The sequence below is a fragment of the Planomonospora sp. ID67723 genome (assembly GCF_015711605.1).
GTDB lineage: Bacteria > Actinomycetota > Actinomycetes > Streptosporangiales > Streptosporangiaceae > Planomonospora_A.
The window spans coordinates 26,398-42,797 of the sequence record NZ_JABTEZ010000006.1; the positions used below are offsets into that span (position 1 = coordinate 26,398).

16 protein-coding genes are annotated in these 16,400 nt (G+C 72.4%); 11 read left to right on the top strand and 5 right to left on the bottom strand.

Annotated features, from left to right (window positions below; genetic code table 11):
* Positions 1-14: 14 nt before the first annotated feature.
* The 4 genes from uvrC (at position 15) to whiA (ending at position 4,992) form a co-directional block, all read left to right on the top strand.
* Positions 15-2,015: an excinuclease ABC subunit UvrC gene (uvrC, locus tag HS041_RS34695; RefSeq protein WP_196445463.1), complete on the top strand. Its 2,001-nt coding sequence runs from the start codon at positions 15-17 to the stop codon at positions 2,013-2,015.
* Positions 2,012-2,884, top strand: coding sequence for an RNase adapter RapZ (gene rapZ / locus HS041_RS34700; protein ID WP_196445136.1), 873 nt, complete (start codon positions 2,012-2,014; stop codon positions 2,882-2,884). The genes uvrC and rapZ overlap by 4 nt, the downstream gene beginning before the upstream one ends.
* Before the next feature lie 125 nt (positions 2,885-3,009).
* Positions 3,010-3,918: a gluconeogenesis factor YvcK family protein gene (locus tag HS041_RS34705; protein WP_196445464.1), complete on the top strand. Its 909-nt coding sequence runs from the start codon at positions 3,010-3,012 to the stop codon at positions 3,916-3,918.
* Between the two features lie 93 nt (positions 3,919-4,011).
* Positions 4,012-4,992 carry a DNA-binding protein WhiA gene (gene whiA, locus HS041_RS34710; RefSeq protein WP_196445137.1) on the top strand — a complete coding sequence of 327 codons (981 nt, stop codon included), beginning with the start codon at positions 4,012-4,014 and terminating at the stop codon, positions 4,990-4,992.
* Between the two features lie 42 nt (positions 4,993-5,034).
* Here whiA and HS041_RS34715 read toward each other — a convergent pair whose 3' ends face one another.
* Positions 5,035-5,508 carry a hypothetical protein gene (locus tag HS041_RS34715; protein ID WP_196445138.1) on the bottom strand — a complete coding sequence of 158 codons (474 nt, stop codon included), beginning with the start codon at positions 5,506-5,508 and terminating at the stop codon, positions 5,035-5,037.
* Positions 5,509-5,768: 260 nt separating this feature from the next.
* Between HS041_RS34715 and gap the strand changes: the two genes are divergently transcribed.
* The 5 genes from gap to HS041_RS34740 all read left to right on the top strand — a co-directional run bounded on the left by gap (position 5,769) and on the right by HS041_RS34740 (position 9,537).
* Positions 5,769-6,773 (top strand): type I glyceraldehyde-3-phosphate dehydrogenase, encoded by a 1,005-nt coding sequence (gene gap / locus HS041_RS34720; protein ID WP_196445139.1) that lies wholly within the window; start codon positions 5,769-5,771, stop codon positions 6,771-6,773.
* The gene (locus tag HS041_RS34725; protein ID WP_196445140.1) at positions 6,773-7,960 is read left to right on the top strand and encodes a phosphoglycerate kinase; all 1,188 of its coding nucleotides are present in this window, start codon (positions 6,773-6,775) and stop codon (positions 7,958-7,960) included. Before gap ends, HS041_RS34725 begins: the two co-directional genes overlap by 1 nt.
* 3 nt (positions 7,961-7,963) lie before the next feature.
* Positions 7,964-8,743: a triose-phosphate isomerase gene (gene tpiA, locus HS041_RS34730; protein ID WP_196445141.1), complete on the top strand. Its 780-nt coding sequence runs from the start codon at positions 7,964-7,966 to the stop codon at positions 8,741-8,743.
* 136 nt (positions 8,744-8,879) lie between these two features.
* Positions 8,880-9,110 carry a preprotein translocase subunit SecG gene (gene secG, locus HS041_RS34735; protein WP_068899030.1) on the top strand — a complete coding sequence of 77 codons (231 nt, stop codon included), beginning with the start codon at positions 8,880-8,882 and terminating at the stop codon, positions 9,108-9,110.
* Positions 9,111-9,189: 79 nt separating this feature from the next.
* On the top strand, positions 9,190-9,537 hold the full coding sequence (locus HS041_RS34740) for an RNA polymerase-binding protein RbpA (RefSeq protein ID WP_012892502.1): 348 nt from the start codon (positions 9,190-9,192) through the stop codon (positions 9,535-9,537).
* A gap of 207 nt (positions 9,538-9,744) precedes the next feature.
* Here the strand turns inward: HS041_RS34740 and HS041_RS34745 are convergent, their stop codons facing one another.
* From HS041_RS34745 to HS041_RS34755, 3 genes are read right to left on the bottom strand one after another with little or no spacing between them, the layout of a single operon-like run.
* Positions 9,745-10,689 (bottom strand): sugar kinase, encoded by a 945-nt coding sequence (locus HS041_RS34745; RefSeq protein WP_196445142.1) that lies wholly within the window; start codon positions 10,687-10,689, stop codon positions 9,745-9,747.
* Positions 10,686-11,495 carry an IclR family transcriptional regulator gene (locus HS041_RS34750; RefSeq protein WP_196445143.1) on the bottom strand — a complete coding sequence of 270 codons (810 nt, stop codon included), beginning with the start codon at positions 11,493-11,495 and terminating at the stop codon, positions 10,686-10,688. The genes HS041_RS34745 and HS041_RS34750 overlap by 4 nt, the downstream gene beginning before the upstream one ends.
* The gene (locus HS041_RS34755) at positions 11,492-13,009 is read right to left on the bottom strand and encodes an N-acyl-D-amino-acid deacylase family protein (protein ID WP_230880276.1); all 1,518 of its coding nucleotides are present in this window, start codon (positions 13,007-13,009) and stop codon (positions 11,492-11,494) included. The genes HS041_RS34750 and HS041_RS34755 overlap by 4 nt, the downstream gene beginning before the upstream one ends.
* A 158-nt stretch (positions 13,010-13,167) precedes the next feature.
* Here HS041_RS34755 and HS041_RS34760 point away from each other — a divergent pair, with 158 nt between their 5' ends.
* On the top strand, positions 13,168-13,374 hold the full coding sequence (locus HS041_RS34760) for an EF-hand domain-containing protein (protein WP_196445144.1): 207 nt from the start codon (positions 13,168-13,170) through the stop codon (positions 13,372-13,374).
* 134 nt (positions 13,375-13,508) lie between these two features.
* Here the strand turns inward: HS041_RS34760 and HS041_RS34765 are convergent, their stop codons facing one another.
* Positions 13,509-13,760, bottom strand: coding sequence for a hypothetical protein (locus HS041_RS34765; protein WP_196445145.1), 252 nt, complete (start codon positions 13,758-13,760; stop codon positions 13,509-13,511).
* A gap of 286 nt (positions 13,761-14,046) precedes the next feature.
* Between HS041_RS34765 and HS041_RS34770 the strand changes: the two genes are divergently transcribed.
* The gene (locus tag HS041_RS34770) at positions 14,047-16,068 is read left to right on the top strand and encodes a hypothetical protein (protein ID WP_307845599.1); all 2,022 of its coding nucleotides are present in this window, start codon (positions 14,047-14,049) and stop codon (positions 16,066-16,068) included.
* The last annotated feature ends 332 nt before the right edge of the window (positions 16,069-16,400 follow it).

Consider the following 16,400-nt stretch of genomic DNA (forward strand, 5'->3'; position numbering starts at 1 on the left):
CTGCAGGCGGTCCGGTGAGTTTCCGGCCGAGTCCGGGGTCGATCCCCGAGTCCCCCGGCGTCTACCGGTTCAGGGATCCCGAGGGCCGGGTCATATACGTCGGCAAGGCCAAGAGCCTGCGGCAGCGGCTCAACTCCTACTTCGCCGACTTCGCGGGTCTGCACCCGCGCACCCAGACCATGCTCACGACCGCCGCCGGCGTCGACTGGACGGTCGTCGGCACCGAGGTCGAGGCGCTCCAGCTCGAATACTCCTGGATCAAGGAGTACGACCCGCGCTTCAACGTCAAATACCGCGACGACAAGTCCTACCCCTACCTCGCGGTCACGATGGGCGAGGAGTTCCCCCGGGTCCAGGTGCTGCGTGGCGCCAAGCGCAAGGGCACCCGTTACTTCGGCCCCTACTCCCACGCCTGGGCGATCAGGGAGACCGTCGACCTGCTGCTGCGGGTGTTCCCGATCAGGAGCTGCTCGTCGGGGGTGTTCCGGCGGGCCGCGCAGATCGGGCGGCCCTGTCTGCTGGGCTACATCGACAAGTGCTCGGCGCCGTGCGTCTCCCGGGTCACCGAGGCCGAGCACCGCGCGCTCGCCGAGGACTTCTGCGACTTCATGGCGGGCAACACCGGCCGGTTCATCAAGCGGCTGGAGGGGGAGATGCGCCAGGCCGCCGCCGAGCAGGAGTACGAACGGGCGGCCAGGCTCCGCGACGACGTCGAGGCGCTGCGGCGGGCGCTGGAGAAGCAGGCGGTGGTGCTGGGCGACAGCACCGACTGCGACGTGATCGCCCTGGCCGAAGACGTCCTGGAGGCGGCCGTCCAGGTGTTCTACGTGCGCGGCGGGCGGATCCGGGGCCAGCAGGGCTGGGTGGTCGACAAGGTCGAGGAGGCCGGGCCGGCCGCGCTGGTCGAGCACTTCCTGCTGCAGATGTACGGCGAGGCCACCTCCGAGACGCTGCCCAGGGAGGTGCTGGTGCCGGTGCTCCCGCCCGACGCGGACGCCGTCGCCGCGCTCCTCGGCGAACGCCGCGGGGCCCGGGTGGAGATCCGCGTGCCGCAGCGGGGCGACAAACGGTCGCTGATGGAGACCGTCGAGCGCAACGCCAAGGAGTCGCTGACCCAGCACAAGATCAAGCGGTCCAGCGATCTGACCACGCGGAGCAGGGCGCTGCAGGAGATCGCCGAGGCGCTCGACCTGGACCAGGCTCCGCTGCGCATCGAGTGCTACGACGTCTCCCACCTGCAGGGCACCAACGTGGTGGCCTCGATGGTGGTGTTCGAGGACGGCCTGGCCCGCAAGAGCGAATACCGCAGGTTCTCGGTCCGATCGGCCGAGGGCGACGTCGCCTCCATCCACGAGGTGATCTCGCGCAGGTTCAAACGCTACCTGGAGGAGCGCTCGGCCACCGGCGAGCTGGACGTCGAGCCGGGTACCGAGCCCGTGGCGGGACCCGGCCCGGAGACCGGCTCGGAGACGGGCCCGGAGCTCGACACCGGGCCCGGCGCGGAGGACGGCGCCGGGCCCGCGGCGGGGTCGGCCGTCGACCCGGAGACGGGCCGGCCGAGGAAGTTCGCCTATCCGCCGCACCTGGTCGTCGTGGACGGCGGCCCGGCCCAGGCGGCCGCCGCCCGGCGGGCGCTGGACGAGCTCGGCGTCGACGACGTCGCGGTCTGCGGCCTGGCCAAGCGGCTGGAGGAGGTGTGGCTGCCGGGGGAGGATCTGCCGGTCATCCTCCCCCGCTCCAGCGAGGCCCTTTACCTTCTGCAGCGAGTGCGTGACGAAGCGCACCGCTTCGCCATCGCCTACCATCGTTCCAAGCGCTCCAAGAGCGTGCGGGAGAGCGCCCTGGACGACGTTCCCGGGCTCGGCCCGGCCCGGAGGCAGGCCCTGATCAAGCATTTCGGATCGGTGAAACGGCTGCGCGAGGCGACCGCCGCCGAGATCTGCCAGGTTCCCGGAATCGGCCCCGCCACGGCCGAGACGATCGTGTCGGCCCTGAAGGGGGAGAACCCAGCGTGAGTGAGAGAGAGCCCGCGTTCGTCATCGTCACCGGCATGTCCGGGGCGGGGCGGAGCACGGCGGCCAAGGCCCTGGAGGACCTGGGCTGGTTCGTCATCGACAACCTGCCGCCCGGGCTGCTGTTCGCCATGGCGGAGGAGGCGGGCCGGGTCAAGCTGGCCGCCGACAAGGTGGCCGCGGTGGTCGACGTGCGCAGCCTGGCCTTCACCACCGACCTCAACGCCGCGATCGGAGAGCTGGACGGGCGCGGCATCGCCGTACGGGTGGTGTTCCTGGAGGCCAGCGACGAGGAGCTGGTCCGCAGGTTCGAGAACGTCCGCCGCCCCCACCCGCTCCAGGGAGACGGCCGGCTGGTCGACGGGATCGCCCGCGAGCGCGGCATCCTGCGCGACGTCCGGGCCAACGCCGACCTGGTCATCGACACCTCCAACCTCAACGTCCACGAGCTCCGCGGCAAGATCGTCGCGTTCTTCGGCGGCGAGGACCGGCCGGGCCTGCGGGTCAACGTGGTCTCCTTCGGGTTCAAGTACGGCCTGCCCGTGGACGCCGACCTGGTCGTCGACTGCCGCTTCCTGCCCAACCCCCACTGGGTTCCGGAGCTGCGCCCGATGAACGGCCTGGACACCCCCGTGCGGGAGTACGTCCTCAACCAGGCGGGCGCCAAGGAGCTCCTCGACGCCTACGAGGAGGTGGTGAGCATCATCGCCGCCGGATACACCCGCGAGGGCAAGAGTTACGCCACGCTCGCCGTCGGCTGCACCGGAGGCAAACACCGCAGCGTGGCCATGGCCGAGCAGATCGCCGGCCGGCTGCGCGACCGGGGCGGCATGGACGTGCAGGTCAGCCACCGGGATGTGGGCCGGGAGTGAGCGGGCCGGAGAGGGCGGGAACGCGCGCGGGCGTCGGGCCGCGGGGCGGCGCCGTACCCGCGGGAGAGTCCGGCGGCGGCCCCGGCGGAGGCTCCGGCACGGGGGAGGGCCCACGGGTCGTCGCGCTGGGCGGGGGGCACGGGCTCTACGCCTCGCTGTCGGCGCTGCGCAGGGTCACCTCCGAGCTGACCGCGGTGGTCACCGTGGCCGACGACGGGGGCTCCAGCGGACGGCTCCGCCGGGAGCTCGGCGTGGTGCCTCCGGGTGACCTGCGGATGGCCCTGGCCGCGCTCTGCGGCGACGACGAGTGGGGCCGGACCTGGAGCGAGGTCGTCCAGCACCGCTTCCGCAGCGAGGGCGAACTGCACGGCCACGCGGTCGGCAACCTGCTGATCGTGGCGCTGTGGGAGAAGCTCGGCGACACGGTCGCCGGGCTCGACTGGCTGGGACGGCTGCTCGGCGCGCACGGCAGGGTGCTGCCGATGTCCTCCGTCCCGCTCGACATCGCCGCCGAGGTGGAGCTGGACGGCGAGCTGAGCACCGTGCACGGCCAGGTGGCCTGCGCCCTCACCCCCGGCCGGGTCCAGGCCATCTCGCTCGTCCCCGACAACCCTCCGGCCTGCCCCGAGGCGGTCCAGGCGGTGCTGGACGCCGACTGGGTGGTCTTCGGCCCCGGATCGTGGTTCACCAGCGTCCTGCCGCATCTGAAGGTGCCCCGGCTGGCCGAGGCCCTGCACGCCACCCGCGCCCGGCACCTCGTCACGCTGAACCTGGCACCCCAGCCGGGGGAGACCGACGACTTCTCCCCCCAGCAGCATCTGGAGGTGCTGCACCGGCATGCGCCCGCCCTGGAGATCGACGTGGTGCTGGCCGACACCGGCGTGGTCGACGATCCCGGGGAGCTGGAGAAGGCCGCCGCCGGGCTGGGCGGACGGCTCGTGCTGGCCGACGTCGCGGCCCCGGACGGCTCGCCGCGGCACGATGCACGGCGTCTTGCCTCCGTCCTGGACGAGATTTTCCATGAGAAGCGATGATCCTGGCCGGAGCGGCCCCGGAGTGCGAGAAACTTCTGTGAGCCTGGTCTATCCCGGGCCGCACGGGGTTCACATGGGGGAGGACGAACGCGCATGGCGATGACAGGTGTAGTGAAGGACGAGCTGAGCAGGCTGCCGGTCCTCAAGCCTTGCTGCCGCAAGGCCGAGGTGTCGACGCTGCTCCGGTTCGCGAGCGGACTGCACCTGGTGGGCGGGCGGATCGTGATCGAGGCGGAGCTGGACACCAACGTCACGGCACGGCGGCTCATCAAGGACATCGGAGAGGTGTTCGGGCACAAGGCCGAGGTGCTCGTGCTGGCTCCCGCGGGGCTGCGCAAGGGCTCCCGCTACGTCGTGCGGGTCTACCGCGACGGGGAGGCCCTGGCCCGGCAGACCGGGCTGATCGACAATCACGGGCGGCCGGTCCGCGGCCTGCCGCGCCAGGTCGTCGCCGGGGCGACCTGCGACGCCGAGGCCGCCTGGCGGGGAGCCTTCCTGGCGCACGGCTCCCTCACCGAGCCCGGCCGCTCGATGTCGCTGGAGATCACCTGCCCGGGGCCCGAGGCGGCGCTCGCGCTGGTCGGCTCCGCGCGGCGGCTGAAGATCCACGCCAAGGCCCGCGAGGTGCGCGGCATCGACCGGGTCGTGGTCCGCGACGGCGACGCGATCAGCGCGCTCCTGACCCGCCTGGGCGCCCACGACAGCGTGCTGGCCTGGGAGGAGCGCCGCATGCGCCGCGAGGTGCGCGCGACCGCCAACCGCCTGGCCAACTTCGACGACGCCAACCTGCGCCGCTCGGCCCGCGCCGCGGTCGCCGCCGGCGCCCGGGTCCAGCGCGCTCTGGAGATCCTCGGGGAGGAGGCCCCGGAGCACCTGGTGATCGCCGGGCGGCTCCGGGTGGAGCACAAGCAGGCTTCTCTGGAGGAGCTCGGCCAGCTCGCCGATCCGCCGCTGACCAAGGACGCCATCGCCGGGCGCATCCGCCGCCTGCTCGCCATGGCCGACAAGCGCGCCCAGGACATCGGCATCCCCAACACCGAGGCGAATCTCACGGTGGACATGCTCACCTCCTGAGGCTCCCCGGCCGTCCGCGCGGCGCCGTACGGCCTGCGCCTGCTACGCCGGGTTGCGCGGCTTGAAGTTCTCCACCGGCGCCTCGTCCTGCTGCGGGTAGGACGGGGCGGCGAGGGCCTCGCGGGCGGCCTTGACCCGCTTGTTCACGAAGCTGAAGCCCGCGGCGCCGGCGATCACCCAGAAGAGCAGGGTCTTGGGATCCTCCGTGACGGCATCGGGGAAGACCTCCGCCACCACTCTCACGGCGTCGCCGTAGGCCGGCGCGCCGCCGTTGAACTTCACCAGCAGGCCGACGGCGCCGATGAAGGTGCCCAGGGCGGCGCCCGCGAGGGAGAAGAGCGCGGCCAAGGCGGGCAGCACCGGGCTGGAGGGCTTGACGGCCATCATGGCCAGGCCGACGAGAACGCCGACGCCGATGGCGGCGAGGCCGAGCTCGATCTCGGTGACGAAGATGAACGCCCCGTAGGCGGCGGCGCCCAGGACCGCGGCGAGGAGCCCGACGACGATGCCGGGCACCAGACCGCTGCGAGGCTGGGGGTGGTGGGTGTCATTGCGCTTCCTGATGAGGTGAAGGTGCTTACTGCGACGAGTGGGGGACTTTACTTGAAAAGTCCGACAAAAGCGGGTTATTTGCAGAACATGCAGGGGTCAGCGAACAGGGGACCACCAATGGTCTAAACCAATCCAGGTCCGATAGGGTTCGCGGTGAGGTACCAGCCCGCCAATGTCGCCGGTCCAACCGGCCCGGCGCACCGACGTACGAGGAGACCGGCACCGTGAGCATCCGCGTAGGCGTCAACGGATTCGGCCGCATCGGCCGCAACTTCTGGCGCGCGGTCGCTGCCAGTGGCAAGGACATCGAGATCGTTGCGGTCAACGACCTGACCGACAACGCCACGCTCGCCCACCTGCTCAAGTACGACAGCATCCTCGGCCGCCTGCCGTACGAGGTGAAGAGCACCGCCGACGAGATCATCGTGGGCGGCAAGGCGATCAAGGCCTTCGCCGAGCGCGACCCCGCCAAGCTGCCCTGGGGAGACCTGGGCGTGGACGTGGTCGTGGAGTCCACCGGCTTCTTCACCGACGCCGAGAAGGCCCGGGTGCACGCCGAGAACGGCGCCAAGAAGGTCATCATCTCGGCCCCGGCCAAGAACGAGGACGTCACCATCGTCATGGGCGTCAACCATGACAAGTACGACCCGGCCAACCACACCGTCATCTCCAACGCGTCCTGCACCACCAACTGCCTGGCGCCGATGGCCAAGGTCCTCCACGACACCTTCGAGATCAAGAAGGGTCTGATGACCACCATCCACGCCTACACGCAGGACCAGAACCTGCAGGACGCGCCGCACAAGGACCTGCGCCGCGCCCGCGCCGCCGCGCTGAACATCGTGCCGACCTCCACCGGCGCCGCCAAGGCCATCGGCCTGGTCCTGCCCGAGCTCAAGGGCAAGCTCGACGGCTACGCGCTGCGCGTGCCGATCCCCACCGGCTCGGCCACCGACCTGACCGTCGAGGTCGGCCGCGACACCACCGTCGAGGAGGTCAACGCCGCGCTCAAGGCCGCCGCCGAGGGCGCGCTCAAGGGCTTCCTCACCTACACCGAGGACCCGATCGTCTCCTCCGACATCGTCACCGACCCGGCCTCCTGCATCTTCGACGCCGGCCTCACCAAGGTGACCGGCAACCAGGTCAAGGTCGTCGGCTGGTACGACAACGAGTGGGGCTACTCCAACCGCCTCGGCGACCTCATCGAGCTCGTGGGCGCCGACCTCTGATGAAGGACCTGTCCCAGCTCGACGTGAAGGGCCGGCGCGTGCTCGTGCGCGCCGACCTCAACGTCCCCCTGGAGGGGGACGTCATCACCGACGACGGCCGCATCCGCGCCTCGCTCCCGACCATCAGGGACCTGGCCGGGCGCGGCGCCAAGGTGATCGTCTGCGCCCACCTCGGCCGCCCGAAGGGCTCGCCCGACCCGAAATACTCCCTGGCCCCCGTGGCCAGGCGGCTGGGCGAGCTCCTGGAGGTCGAGGTCGCCTTCGCCTCCGACACGGTGGGCTCCTCCGCCCAGTCGATCGTGGCCGGTCTGGGCGACGGCGAGGTGGCCCTGCTGGAGAACCTGCGCTTCGAGCCGGGTGAGACGGCCAAGGACGACACCCAGCGGGCCGAGTTCGCCGGGAGGCTGGCAGGTCTCGCCGAGCTCTACGTCGGCGACGGCTTCGGCGCGGTGCACCGCAGGCACGCCAGCGTCTACGACGTGCCGGAGATCCTGCCGCACGCGGCGGGCGGGCTGATCACGACCGAGGTCGGGGTGCTCAGGCGGCTGACCGAGGACCCGGCCCGGCCGTACGCCGTGGTGCTCGGCGGGGCGAAGGTCTCCGACAAGCTCGGCGTCATCGCCAACCTGCTCACCAAGGTCGACCGGCTGCTCATCGGCGGCGGCATGGCCTACACCTTCCTCAAGGCGCAGGGCTTCGAGGTCGGGAAGTCGCTGCTGCAGGAGGACCAGCTCGACCAGGTGCGCGGCTTCCTCAGCGAGGCGGCCGAGCGCGGCGTGGAGCTCATCCTCCCGGTCGACGTGCTGGCCGCCGACGAGTTCGCCGAGGACGCCGAGTACGAGGTGGTCGACGCCACCGCGATCCCGGCCGACCGGCAGGGGCTCGACATCGGCCCGCGCAGCCGCGAGCTGTTCGCGGCCAAGCTGGCCGACGCCAGGACGGTGTTCTGGAACGGCCCGATGGGCGTCTTCGAGTTCGAGGCGTTCTCCGAGGGAACTCGCGCGGTCGCCGAGGCGTTGGTCGCCTCGGAGGCGTTCACCGTCGTCGGCGGTGGCGACTCGGCCGCGGCCGTGCGCCGGCTCGGCCTGCCCGAGGACGGGTTCTCGCACATCTCCACCGGTGGCGGGGCCAGCCTCGAATACCTGGAAGGCAAGACCCTGCCCGGACTCGCCGCCCTGGAGGCATAGCAGATGGAGCGCAGACCCCTCATCGCCGGCAACTGGAAGATGAACCTCAACCACCTCGAGGCCATCGCCACCGTCCAGAAGCTGGCGTTCGCGCTGAACGACAAGGACTTCGACAAGGTCGAGGTCGCCGTGCTGCCGCCGTACACCGACCTGCGCAGCGTGCAGACGCTGGTGGACGGCGACAAGCTGCGGATCGTGTACGGCGCGCAGGACCTGTCGGCGTTCGACGGCGGGGCCTACACCGGGGAGATCTCCGGTGCCATGCTCGCCAAGCTCGGTTGCACCTTCGTCACGATCGGCCACTCCGAGCGGCGGCAGTACCACCGCGAGGACGACGCGCTCGTCAACGCCAAGGTACGGGCCGCCTACCGGCACTCCCTCACGCCGATCCTGTGCGTGGGAGAGGGCCTGGAGGTCCGCCAGGCCGGTGGCCACGTGGCGCACAGCGTCGCGCAGCTCGACGGGGCGCTCCGCGAGGTCCCGGCCGAGCAGGCCGCCTCGATCGTCCTGGCCTACGAGCCGGTCTGGGCCATCGGCACCGGGGAGGTGGCCACCCCGGCCGACGCGCAGGAGGTCTGCGGGGCGCTGCGCGCCCGGCTCGCCGAGCTGTACGACGGCGAGGTGGCCGCGGCCGTCCGCATCCTCTACGGTGGCTCGGTCAAGTCCGACAACATCGCCGGCATCATGGCCCAGCCCGATGTCGACGGAGCCCTGGTCGGCGGCGCGAGCCTCGACCCGGGAGAGTTCGTCAAACTCTGCCGGTTCAGTGAAATGTCCGGCTGACTGGGCCGTTCGGAGGGTACGACTTGACAGCAGGTCGTACCCTCTTAGAGCAAGTTCGAATCGTCACGCCGCAGGGCGTCATACAAAGGGGTCGCACCCGGACGCGGGTCGCGCGCAATAAGGAAACAGGTCAACGGTGACAATCGGAATCTCCATCGCCCTCATCCTGTCGAGCATGCTGATGATCCTGCTCGTCCTGCTCCACAAGGGCAAGGGCGGTGGTCTGTCGGATCTGTTCGGCGGCGGTTTCTCGTCGTCGTTCGGAGGCTCGTCGGTGGTGGAGCGCAACCTTGACCGGCTCACCATCATCACCGGGGTGGTCTGGTTCGTGTGCATCATCGCGCTGGGTCTGCTCCTGAAGCCCTGATTCGGCTTGCCGGAAGCGTGACAGTGGTACAGCCCCCCCGCATCCCGGGCGGTGGGGCCATCGAGCGAGGAGTTCATCCGTGGGTAGTGGCAACGCGATCCGTGGCAGCCGTGTCGGCGCCGGCCCGATGGGGGAGGCGGAGCGCGGCGAGGCGGCTCCCCGTGTAAGGGTCCCCTTCTGGTGCGCGAACATGCACGAGACGCGCCCCAGCTTCGCCAGCGACGCGGCCGTCCCCGAGTTCTGGGACTGCCCGCGCTGCGGTCTCCCGGCCGGTCAGGACGAGGCCAACCCGCCCGCGCCTCCGCGCAACGAGCCCTACAAGACGCACCTCGCCTACGTGAAGGAGCGTCGCAGCGACAAGGACGGCGCGCAGATCCTGGCCGAGGCACTGGAGCGCCTGCGCTCCTCCTCCCGGCCGATCTACTAGCCGGTACGGCCCCGGCCGTACGATCCTGCGAGAGGCCCCCGTGGTGGACATCACCACGGGGGCCTCTCGCGTTCCGCGGAGAGCAGGCGCTCCGACCGCGGCACCCGACCGGATCGGCGGGGTCGTGCCGTCCGGGACCAACCCGTACAGCCCGGACGCCGCCCGGCGCCCGTCGGCGCTGCCCGGACCTTCAGCCGGGGGAGCGCGTCAACGGTCCACCGCTTCGGACCGGGTCAGGAGCGACAGGTCGGCGCGGCGGGGGAGGCTCTCCCAGTCGCCGTTCGCGGTCACCGCGAACGCCCCGGCGGCGCAGGCGGTGGCCAGCCGCCGTTCGGGGTCCGCCCCCTCCAGCCAGTCGGCCAGCCACCCGGCGGCGAAGGCGTCACCGGCGCCGACCGGGTCGAGCTCGGTGACCGGATACGGCGCGGCCTGCCGTACCGTGCCGTCGGAGAGCTCCACCGCCCCGCGCGCCCCGAGCTTGATCAGCACATGGCGGGGACCCAGGGCGGTGAGGGCCGAGGCCAGCCCGGCGGGCCCCTCGCCGTCGGCCAGCAGCCGCGCCTCGGCCTCGGTGGCGAACAGCACGTCGACGGTCTTGACGATCTCGCACAATACGGCGGACGCCTCGGCGGGCGGCCACAGGGCCCGGCGGTAGTTGACGTCCATGGAGACGGGCACCCCGGCGGCGCGGGCCTCGGTCACCGCGGCGCGGACCGCCTCCCGGGCCGAGGCCGACAGCGCGGGGGTGATCCCGGTGACGTGCAGCAGGCGGGCCGAGCGGATCAGCTCCGGGTCCAGATCGTCCGGGTGGAGCCGGGAGCCTGCGCTCGCCGAGCGGTAGTAGCCCACGTCCACCAGGTCCGCGGTGCGCCTCCCCTTGATCATCAATCCGGTGGGCGCGTCCGGGTCCAGGACCGTCCGGGAGGTGTCGACGTGCTCTCCGGTCAGGGTCGAGCGGACCAGCTCGCCGAGCTCGTCGGCCCCCACCCGGCCGATCCACGCCGCCCGCAGGCCCAGCCGGGTGACGCCTATCGCCACGTTCGACTCCGCGCCGCCCACGCCGAGGTCGAACTCGCGGGCGTGCCGGAGCAGGCCGACGCGGCGCGCGGTGAACAGGGCCATGGTCTCGCCGAGCGTCACCAGATCGGTCATCGGTGGGATCCCAGCTTTCTCGAGATGCGAAGGGCGGCCCGCGCCACCAGCGGTCCCAGGTCGCGCACCCGGGCGGCGGTGATCCGCGAGGTCAGGCCGGAGACGGACAGGGCGGAGGACACGGAGTCGTCGTGGCCGAAGATGGGCGCGGCGACGCAGCGGACCTCGGGCTCGTTCTCCCGGTCGTCGACGGCGTAGCCGCGCTGCCGGATCCGGGCCAGCTCGGTGCGGAGCCGTACCGGGTCGGTGATCGTGTGGCGGGTGAGGGCGGGCATCCCCGCCGCCACGGTCTCCGCCACGACCGCCTCCGGCTGCCAGGCGAGGATCGCCTTGCCGACGGCGGTGCAGTAGAGCCGCCCGCGGCTGCCGACGCGCGAGGCCATGCGGACCTTGCTCTCGTCCTCGACCTTGTCGATGTAGACGACGTACGGCGGTTCGTAGACGACCAGGTGCACGGTCTCGCGGACCTCCCGCATCAGCTCGCGCGTCTCCTCGGCGGCCACGGAGCGCAGGTCGAGCGTGGACAGGTAGGCCTGGCCGAGGCGGAGCGTGCCGTGGCCGAGGCGGTAGGCGCCGCTTCTGCGGTCGCGCTCCAGCAACCTGGCCTCCACCAGCGGGACGGTCAGCCGCAGCACGGTGCTCTTGGACAGGCCGAGCGCCTCGGCCAGCCGCGACAGCGACAGGCCCTGCCCGGCGCCCGCGTGGTCGCGCACGTACTCCAGTACGGCCAGCGCCCGGCGGAGCGAGGCCGACTGGTTGCGCTCCCCGCCCGCCGTCCGGCCCGGATCACGGGCAGGCGCGCTCATCGCGGCCTCAGCGGGCGGCCGGGGCGGGCACCGGTGAGGGCGCCGCCCGCCAGCACCGGCACACCGCCGACCAGCACGTCGTCGATTCCCTCGGCGAGGACGCGCGGCCGGGAGTAGTCGGCGGCATCGGCCACCCTCTCCGGGTCGATCACCACGAGATCCGCGACCATGCCGGGGCGGATCTCCCCCCGGTCCGGCAGGCGGAACCGGCGGGCGGGACCGGAGGACAGGTGCGCGACCGCCTCCTGCCACGTCCAGTCGCCCAGCTCGCGGACATGCCGGCCGAGGAAGCGGGCGAAGGCGCCGAAGGCCCGGGGATGCGGGCGGCCGCCGAGGTGGATGCCGTCGGACCCGCCCAGGTGGGCCGGGTGGCGCAGCAGCAGGCGCATGGAGGCGTCGTCGTTGCCCGGCGGCTGGGCGAACACGCAGCTCGCGGCCAGCGCGGTGGCGATCAGCAGGTCCGCGCAGAACGCGGCGGGCTCCCGGCCGGCCTCGGCCGCGGCCGCGGCGATGCTCCTGCCCTCGGCCCAGCCCAGCTCCGCGGAGGGGACGTGCGCCAGCACAGCGCGGTGCCACAGCGTGGGGTCGGTCTCGCGGGCCAGGCGGCGCCGTACCTCCGTATCGCGCAGGCGCTCCACGGTGCGGTCGAGGTCCGGGTCGTCCAGGTCACGGGGGAGGGCGACCATCGCCAGGATGCTGAACCCGCTGAGATAGGGGTAGCTGTCGAAGGTCACGTCCAGGCCGGCCGCGAGGGCGTCGTCGACCATCCCGGCCAGCTGCGCGCCGGGGCCGTGGTAGTGCGAGACGTGCAGCGCCGCCCCGGAGCGCTCGGCGATCGTGCGGGCCTCGGCCATGCCGGCGGCCGCCGCCTCCTCGTAGCCGCGCATGTGGGTCACGTACGGCAGGCCGGCCCGGGCGACGGGCGCGCACAGCGCGGCGAGCTCGGCGGCGTCGCCGTACCGGCCGGGGATGTACTCCAGGCCGCTGGACAGCCCGGCCGCGCCCTCCTCCAGGCCCCGCTCCACCAGGCGGAGCATCGCGCCGGGATCGGCGCCGGCGGTGTGCCGGACCGTGCCGTGCGGGACCAGGTAGGCGGTGTTGAGCGCGGTGGTCCGGTCGTAGGTGTCCAGCAGCCCGGCCACGCTCACCGGCCCGCCGTCCAGCAGCGGGTGGGCGCCGTTGATCGCGGCGAAGTAGCGGGTGACGAAGCGCAGCGTCTCCGGGGAGGACGGTGCGAAGGACAGGCCGTCCTGGCCGAGCACGAACGTGGTGACGCCCTGCCGCAGCGCCGCGTGCTGGACCTCGGGGTCCAGCACGGTGGCGTCGCCGTGCACATGGGTGTCGATGAAGCCGGGGGCCACCAGCCTGCCGGTGGCGTCGATCCGGGCCGCGCCGGGGACGTCCGCCGGTGAGAGGTCGCCGACCGCCTCGATGCGGCCGTCGCGGACACCGACGTCGGCGGGGTACGGCGCGGCGCCGGTGCCGTCGACCACGCGGCCGCCGAGGATGAGCATGTCGAACACGCTGGTCAAGCTAGGGGGCCTCACCGTCTGGCGCCACGTTCGCGGCATATCATTGTGCACTGCACAATCATTGCCGATGGGCGGCATTTCTCACCGGCACGGAAATCTCATACCTTGTCTGCTGATCAGGACTGCGAGAGGCGGAACACATGTCAGCGGAGCGGTTGACCGAGTTGCGGGAGACGTTCGCCGCCATCGACGGCGACGGCGACGGTTTCATCACCGAGGCGGAGCTCGTCCGGCACTTCCCGGACCTTCCGGCGGAGGCGATCGGCTCCCTGAGCCGTGACGCCGACTCCGACGGCGACGGGCGGTTCTCCTTCGAGGAGTTCGTCAGGATGGTGTCGCGCGACTGACCCGGCTGCCCTGTGCGACCGGTCCGGGCAGGCCCGGCACGCGGTCCGGGAGCACGCGCCCGCCGCCCACCCGGGCCCCGGTCGCCCGGCGGCGCCGGCCGGTTGCCCCGGTCCGGCGCGGGCCGGCGCTCCGGTCAGGCGCCCAGGTCCCGGACGACGTTGTCGAGCCGGTCCGCCAGCGTGTCGAGCTGCTGCTCGGTGAGCGTGTCACCGCCGGGCAGCAGCCTGGTCAGCTCCCTGCGGCTCGCGATGACCAGCCCTCGGTGGGCGTCGTCGATCTCCCCGTCGGGCAGGACCACGCACTCGCCCCGGACGAACACCAGGGTCGCCTCGGGGTCCGGTGACTCCAGCAGCTTCCGGACGCATTCACGGTCGATGAGCGCCATGGGACGCCTCCTTGTCCATCGTGTCACAGGTCATGCCGCATGTGACGACATTGTCCGATCCATCGCTTCCTGCCCGGATATCGAGGGCGGAACCGTTGACGCGGGCAGGCTGTGTGCCGCAGCCGGCGCGCCGGGCGGCGGCCGTACCACGCCGTGGCGGGCTCGAACTCGCGCTCCGGGCGGATCTGCGGGCCGGCGGCTCCCGCCGGAGGCGGCCGGGAGCAGGGTTGTCCCAACACCCCCATGCCGCACACTCCGTTGTGGAATGATCACGCGAGGTAGTGGCGTGAGAGAAGGGACGCGGCCGGTGCGGATGCATTTCGACCCGGAAGAGGCCGAGGAGTTCGAGGCGGTCAAAGATCTGCTGATCCGCCGGTGCACGGCCTGGGCCGGAAGGCACCGGATGGAGGCCGGCGAGCTGGCCCTCTCGGTCGCGCTGGACTCCCGGCACCACAGCGCGGACGGGCGGCTCGGCTACTGGACGCCGCGGGAGGTGCGCGAGACGCTGCTGAGGTGGATGCCCCGCCAGATGACCGCCGACCCCGGTGAGCTGGGATCCGCTCCGGAGAGCCTGAGGACGCTTCTGTGCTACCTCGCCAGCTCCGGGCTCCTCGATCCGCGCGGCGCCACGCTGGCCGAGCTGGGCAGGGCCGTCACCGAGACGGCACGCGAGTACCCCGAGGCGGTGGTCAATCCCTATCGGTGGGGGCTCGTGAAGTTCTGGGCGATGACGGCGAGGGAGCACGGTGTCGACCCCGCCGACGACAGGGCCTTCGCCGAGTTCCAGCGCGATGTCGAAGCGGGACGGGTGCGATACGACGAGAGGGTGCTCGGCTACCTGGTGAGGTGGCAGACGCTCGAGCCGGGGCCCGGCCAGAAGCGGACGGCCGTCCGGCCTCCGGTGAGCCTGGCGTCCGACAGCGAGATCGACGAGGCGGCCGCGAGCAGCATGGTGGTCCGCGACCTGGTGTCCATCACCGGATGGGCGGGCGCCGACGGCCGCCCGCTCACCGGCGGGAAACTGCAGCCGCAGGACGCCTTCCTGCTGGAGGAACTGCTCGGAATCGGCGGGTCCGGGGCCGGGGCGCACGCCGAGACCGATCTGCTGCTGAAATGGGCGAAGAAGACGGCTCTGGTCCGGGTGAGCCGGGGACGGCTGCGCAGGGTCGCCCGGTCCGCGCCTCTGCTCAGCGATCCGCGGGCGCTGTGGTGGCGGGCCTTCGAGGCGTTCTTCGAGCTGGGAGGCGCCATCTGCGTGCCCCCCGGAGAAGGGGCCGGGCCCTCGCTGCTCGCCATCTGGCCCGGGGAGATCGTTTCCTACGCGCTGGACCTGGCCTACGGCTGGCCGCGCCCCGTGCCGATGACCCTGATCCAGGAGACGGCGTGGTGCGCCTGGAAGGGGCGCCTCCGACGCTACCCCGGCGCGGACGGCCCGCAGCAGGAGTTCCTCTGGCGCATCCGGTTCGACCAGGACCTGGAGCGGGCGTTCACGCTGCTGGCCGGGCTGGGGGTGGTGGAGCTGAGCCCGGACACGGCGGAGGCGTCCGGCGCCGATCCGCTCGAGGAGTACGAACGGGAAGGCCCGCTCTCCCCGGAGATCCGCGAGGCGGTCCTCGCCTGCCTTCCCGAGCCCCCGCCCCTGGTGCGGCTGACGCCGCTGGGCACGTGGGCCGTGCGCGAACGGATGCTCGCCTGGGGGCGGGACCTTCCGCTGGTCGGGGAGCTTGTCGCAGCCGCCCCCGCCGAGCTGCTCGGCACGGTCGCCGACCACTACCCGCCGGAGACGGCCAGGGCGGAGGTCGACAGGTGGCTGGCCGCGCACGGCGAAGACGTCGAGCCGCTGCTGCGGGCCGTACGGGAATGCCCGTTCCGCACCCGTGCCGCAGCCATGCTGGACGTCCTGGTCGACTGTCTCGACGACGGGCACGCGATCCTTGAGCGGTTGCGTCACGACCCCGTGCTGGGACCGACCGCGATCCAGGCTCTCCTCCGTACGGGCGTCCTCGAGGTGGACGATCTCACCGACCGTGAGCAGACGCTCGTGCTCGCGGAGGGGCTGCTGACCCTCCTGGAGCTCGGCCGGCCCGAGGAGGTGCGTAAGGAGCTCGATGCCATGGCCGGCAGGAAGGCGCCGGAGGTGGCCAAGGAGGTTCTGCGGTCGGGGCATCCGGCGGAGGCGGCGCTGGAGGAGTTCCGCCTGCTGGTGGCCGAGCCGATGTGGGTCCACCGCCGCCCGCGCCGCCTGGTGCGCGCGGCTCCCGGTTCCCGGGGGCGCCCCGGCGGTCACGGCAGGAAACGGCGGCGCTGACCTCAGGCCCTGTGCGCGGCCGCCGGGCCGGGCGCGCCGGGCCGCCGTCGGCCGGCGTCTCCGCCACCAGGGAGCGGGCCACGGTGTCCTGCCAGGGCGCGCGGAGCCGCTCGGAGGCGTCCCCGGCGGCCGGGTGCCAGTCCCCGTCGGGGACGGCCTTCCAGTCCACGGTGTCCCGCGGTGGCTGCCGGTCCCGTCCGTGCAGCCACCGGGCGCACCGGTCATCCTCGACGTGGACCGGATGCTCGTGGGCAGCCCGCCCAGGGTCATGGCCGAGGGGTGATCGTCGCCCTCGGCCCCGGCCGCGTCCGGTCCCGAGCACTGCTGCTCGG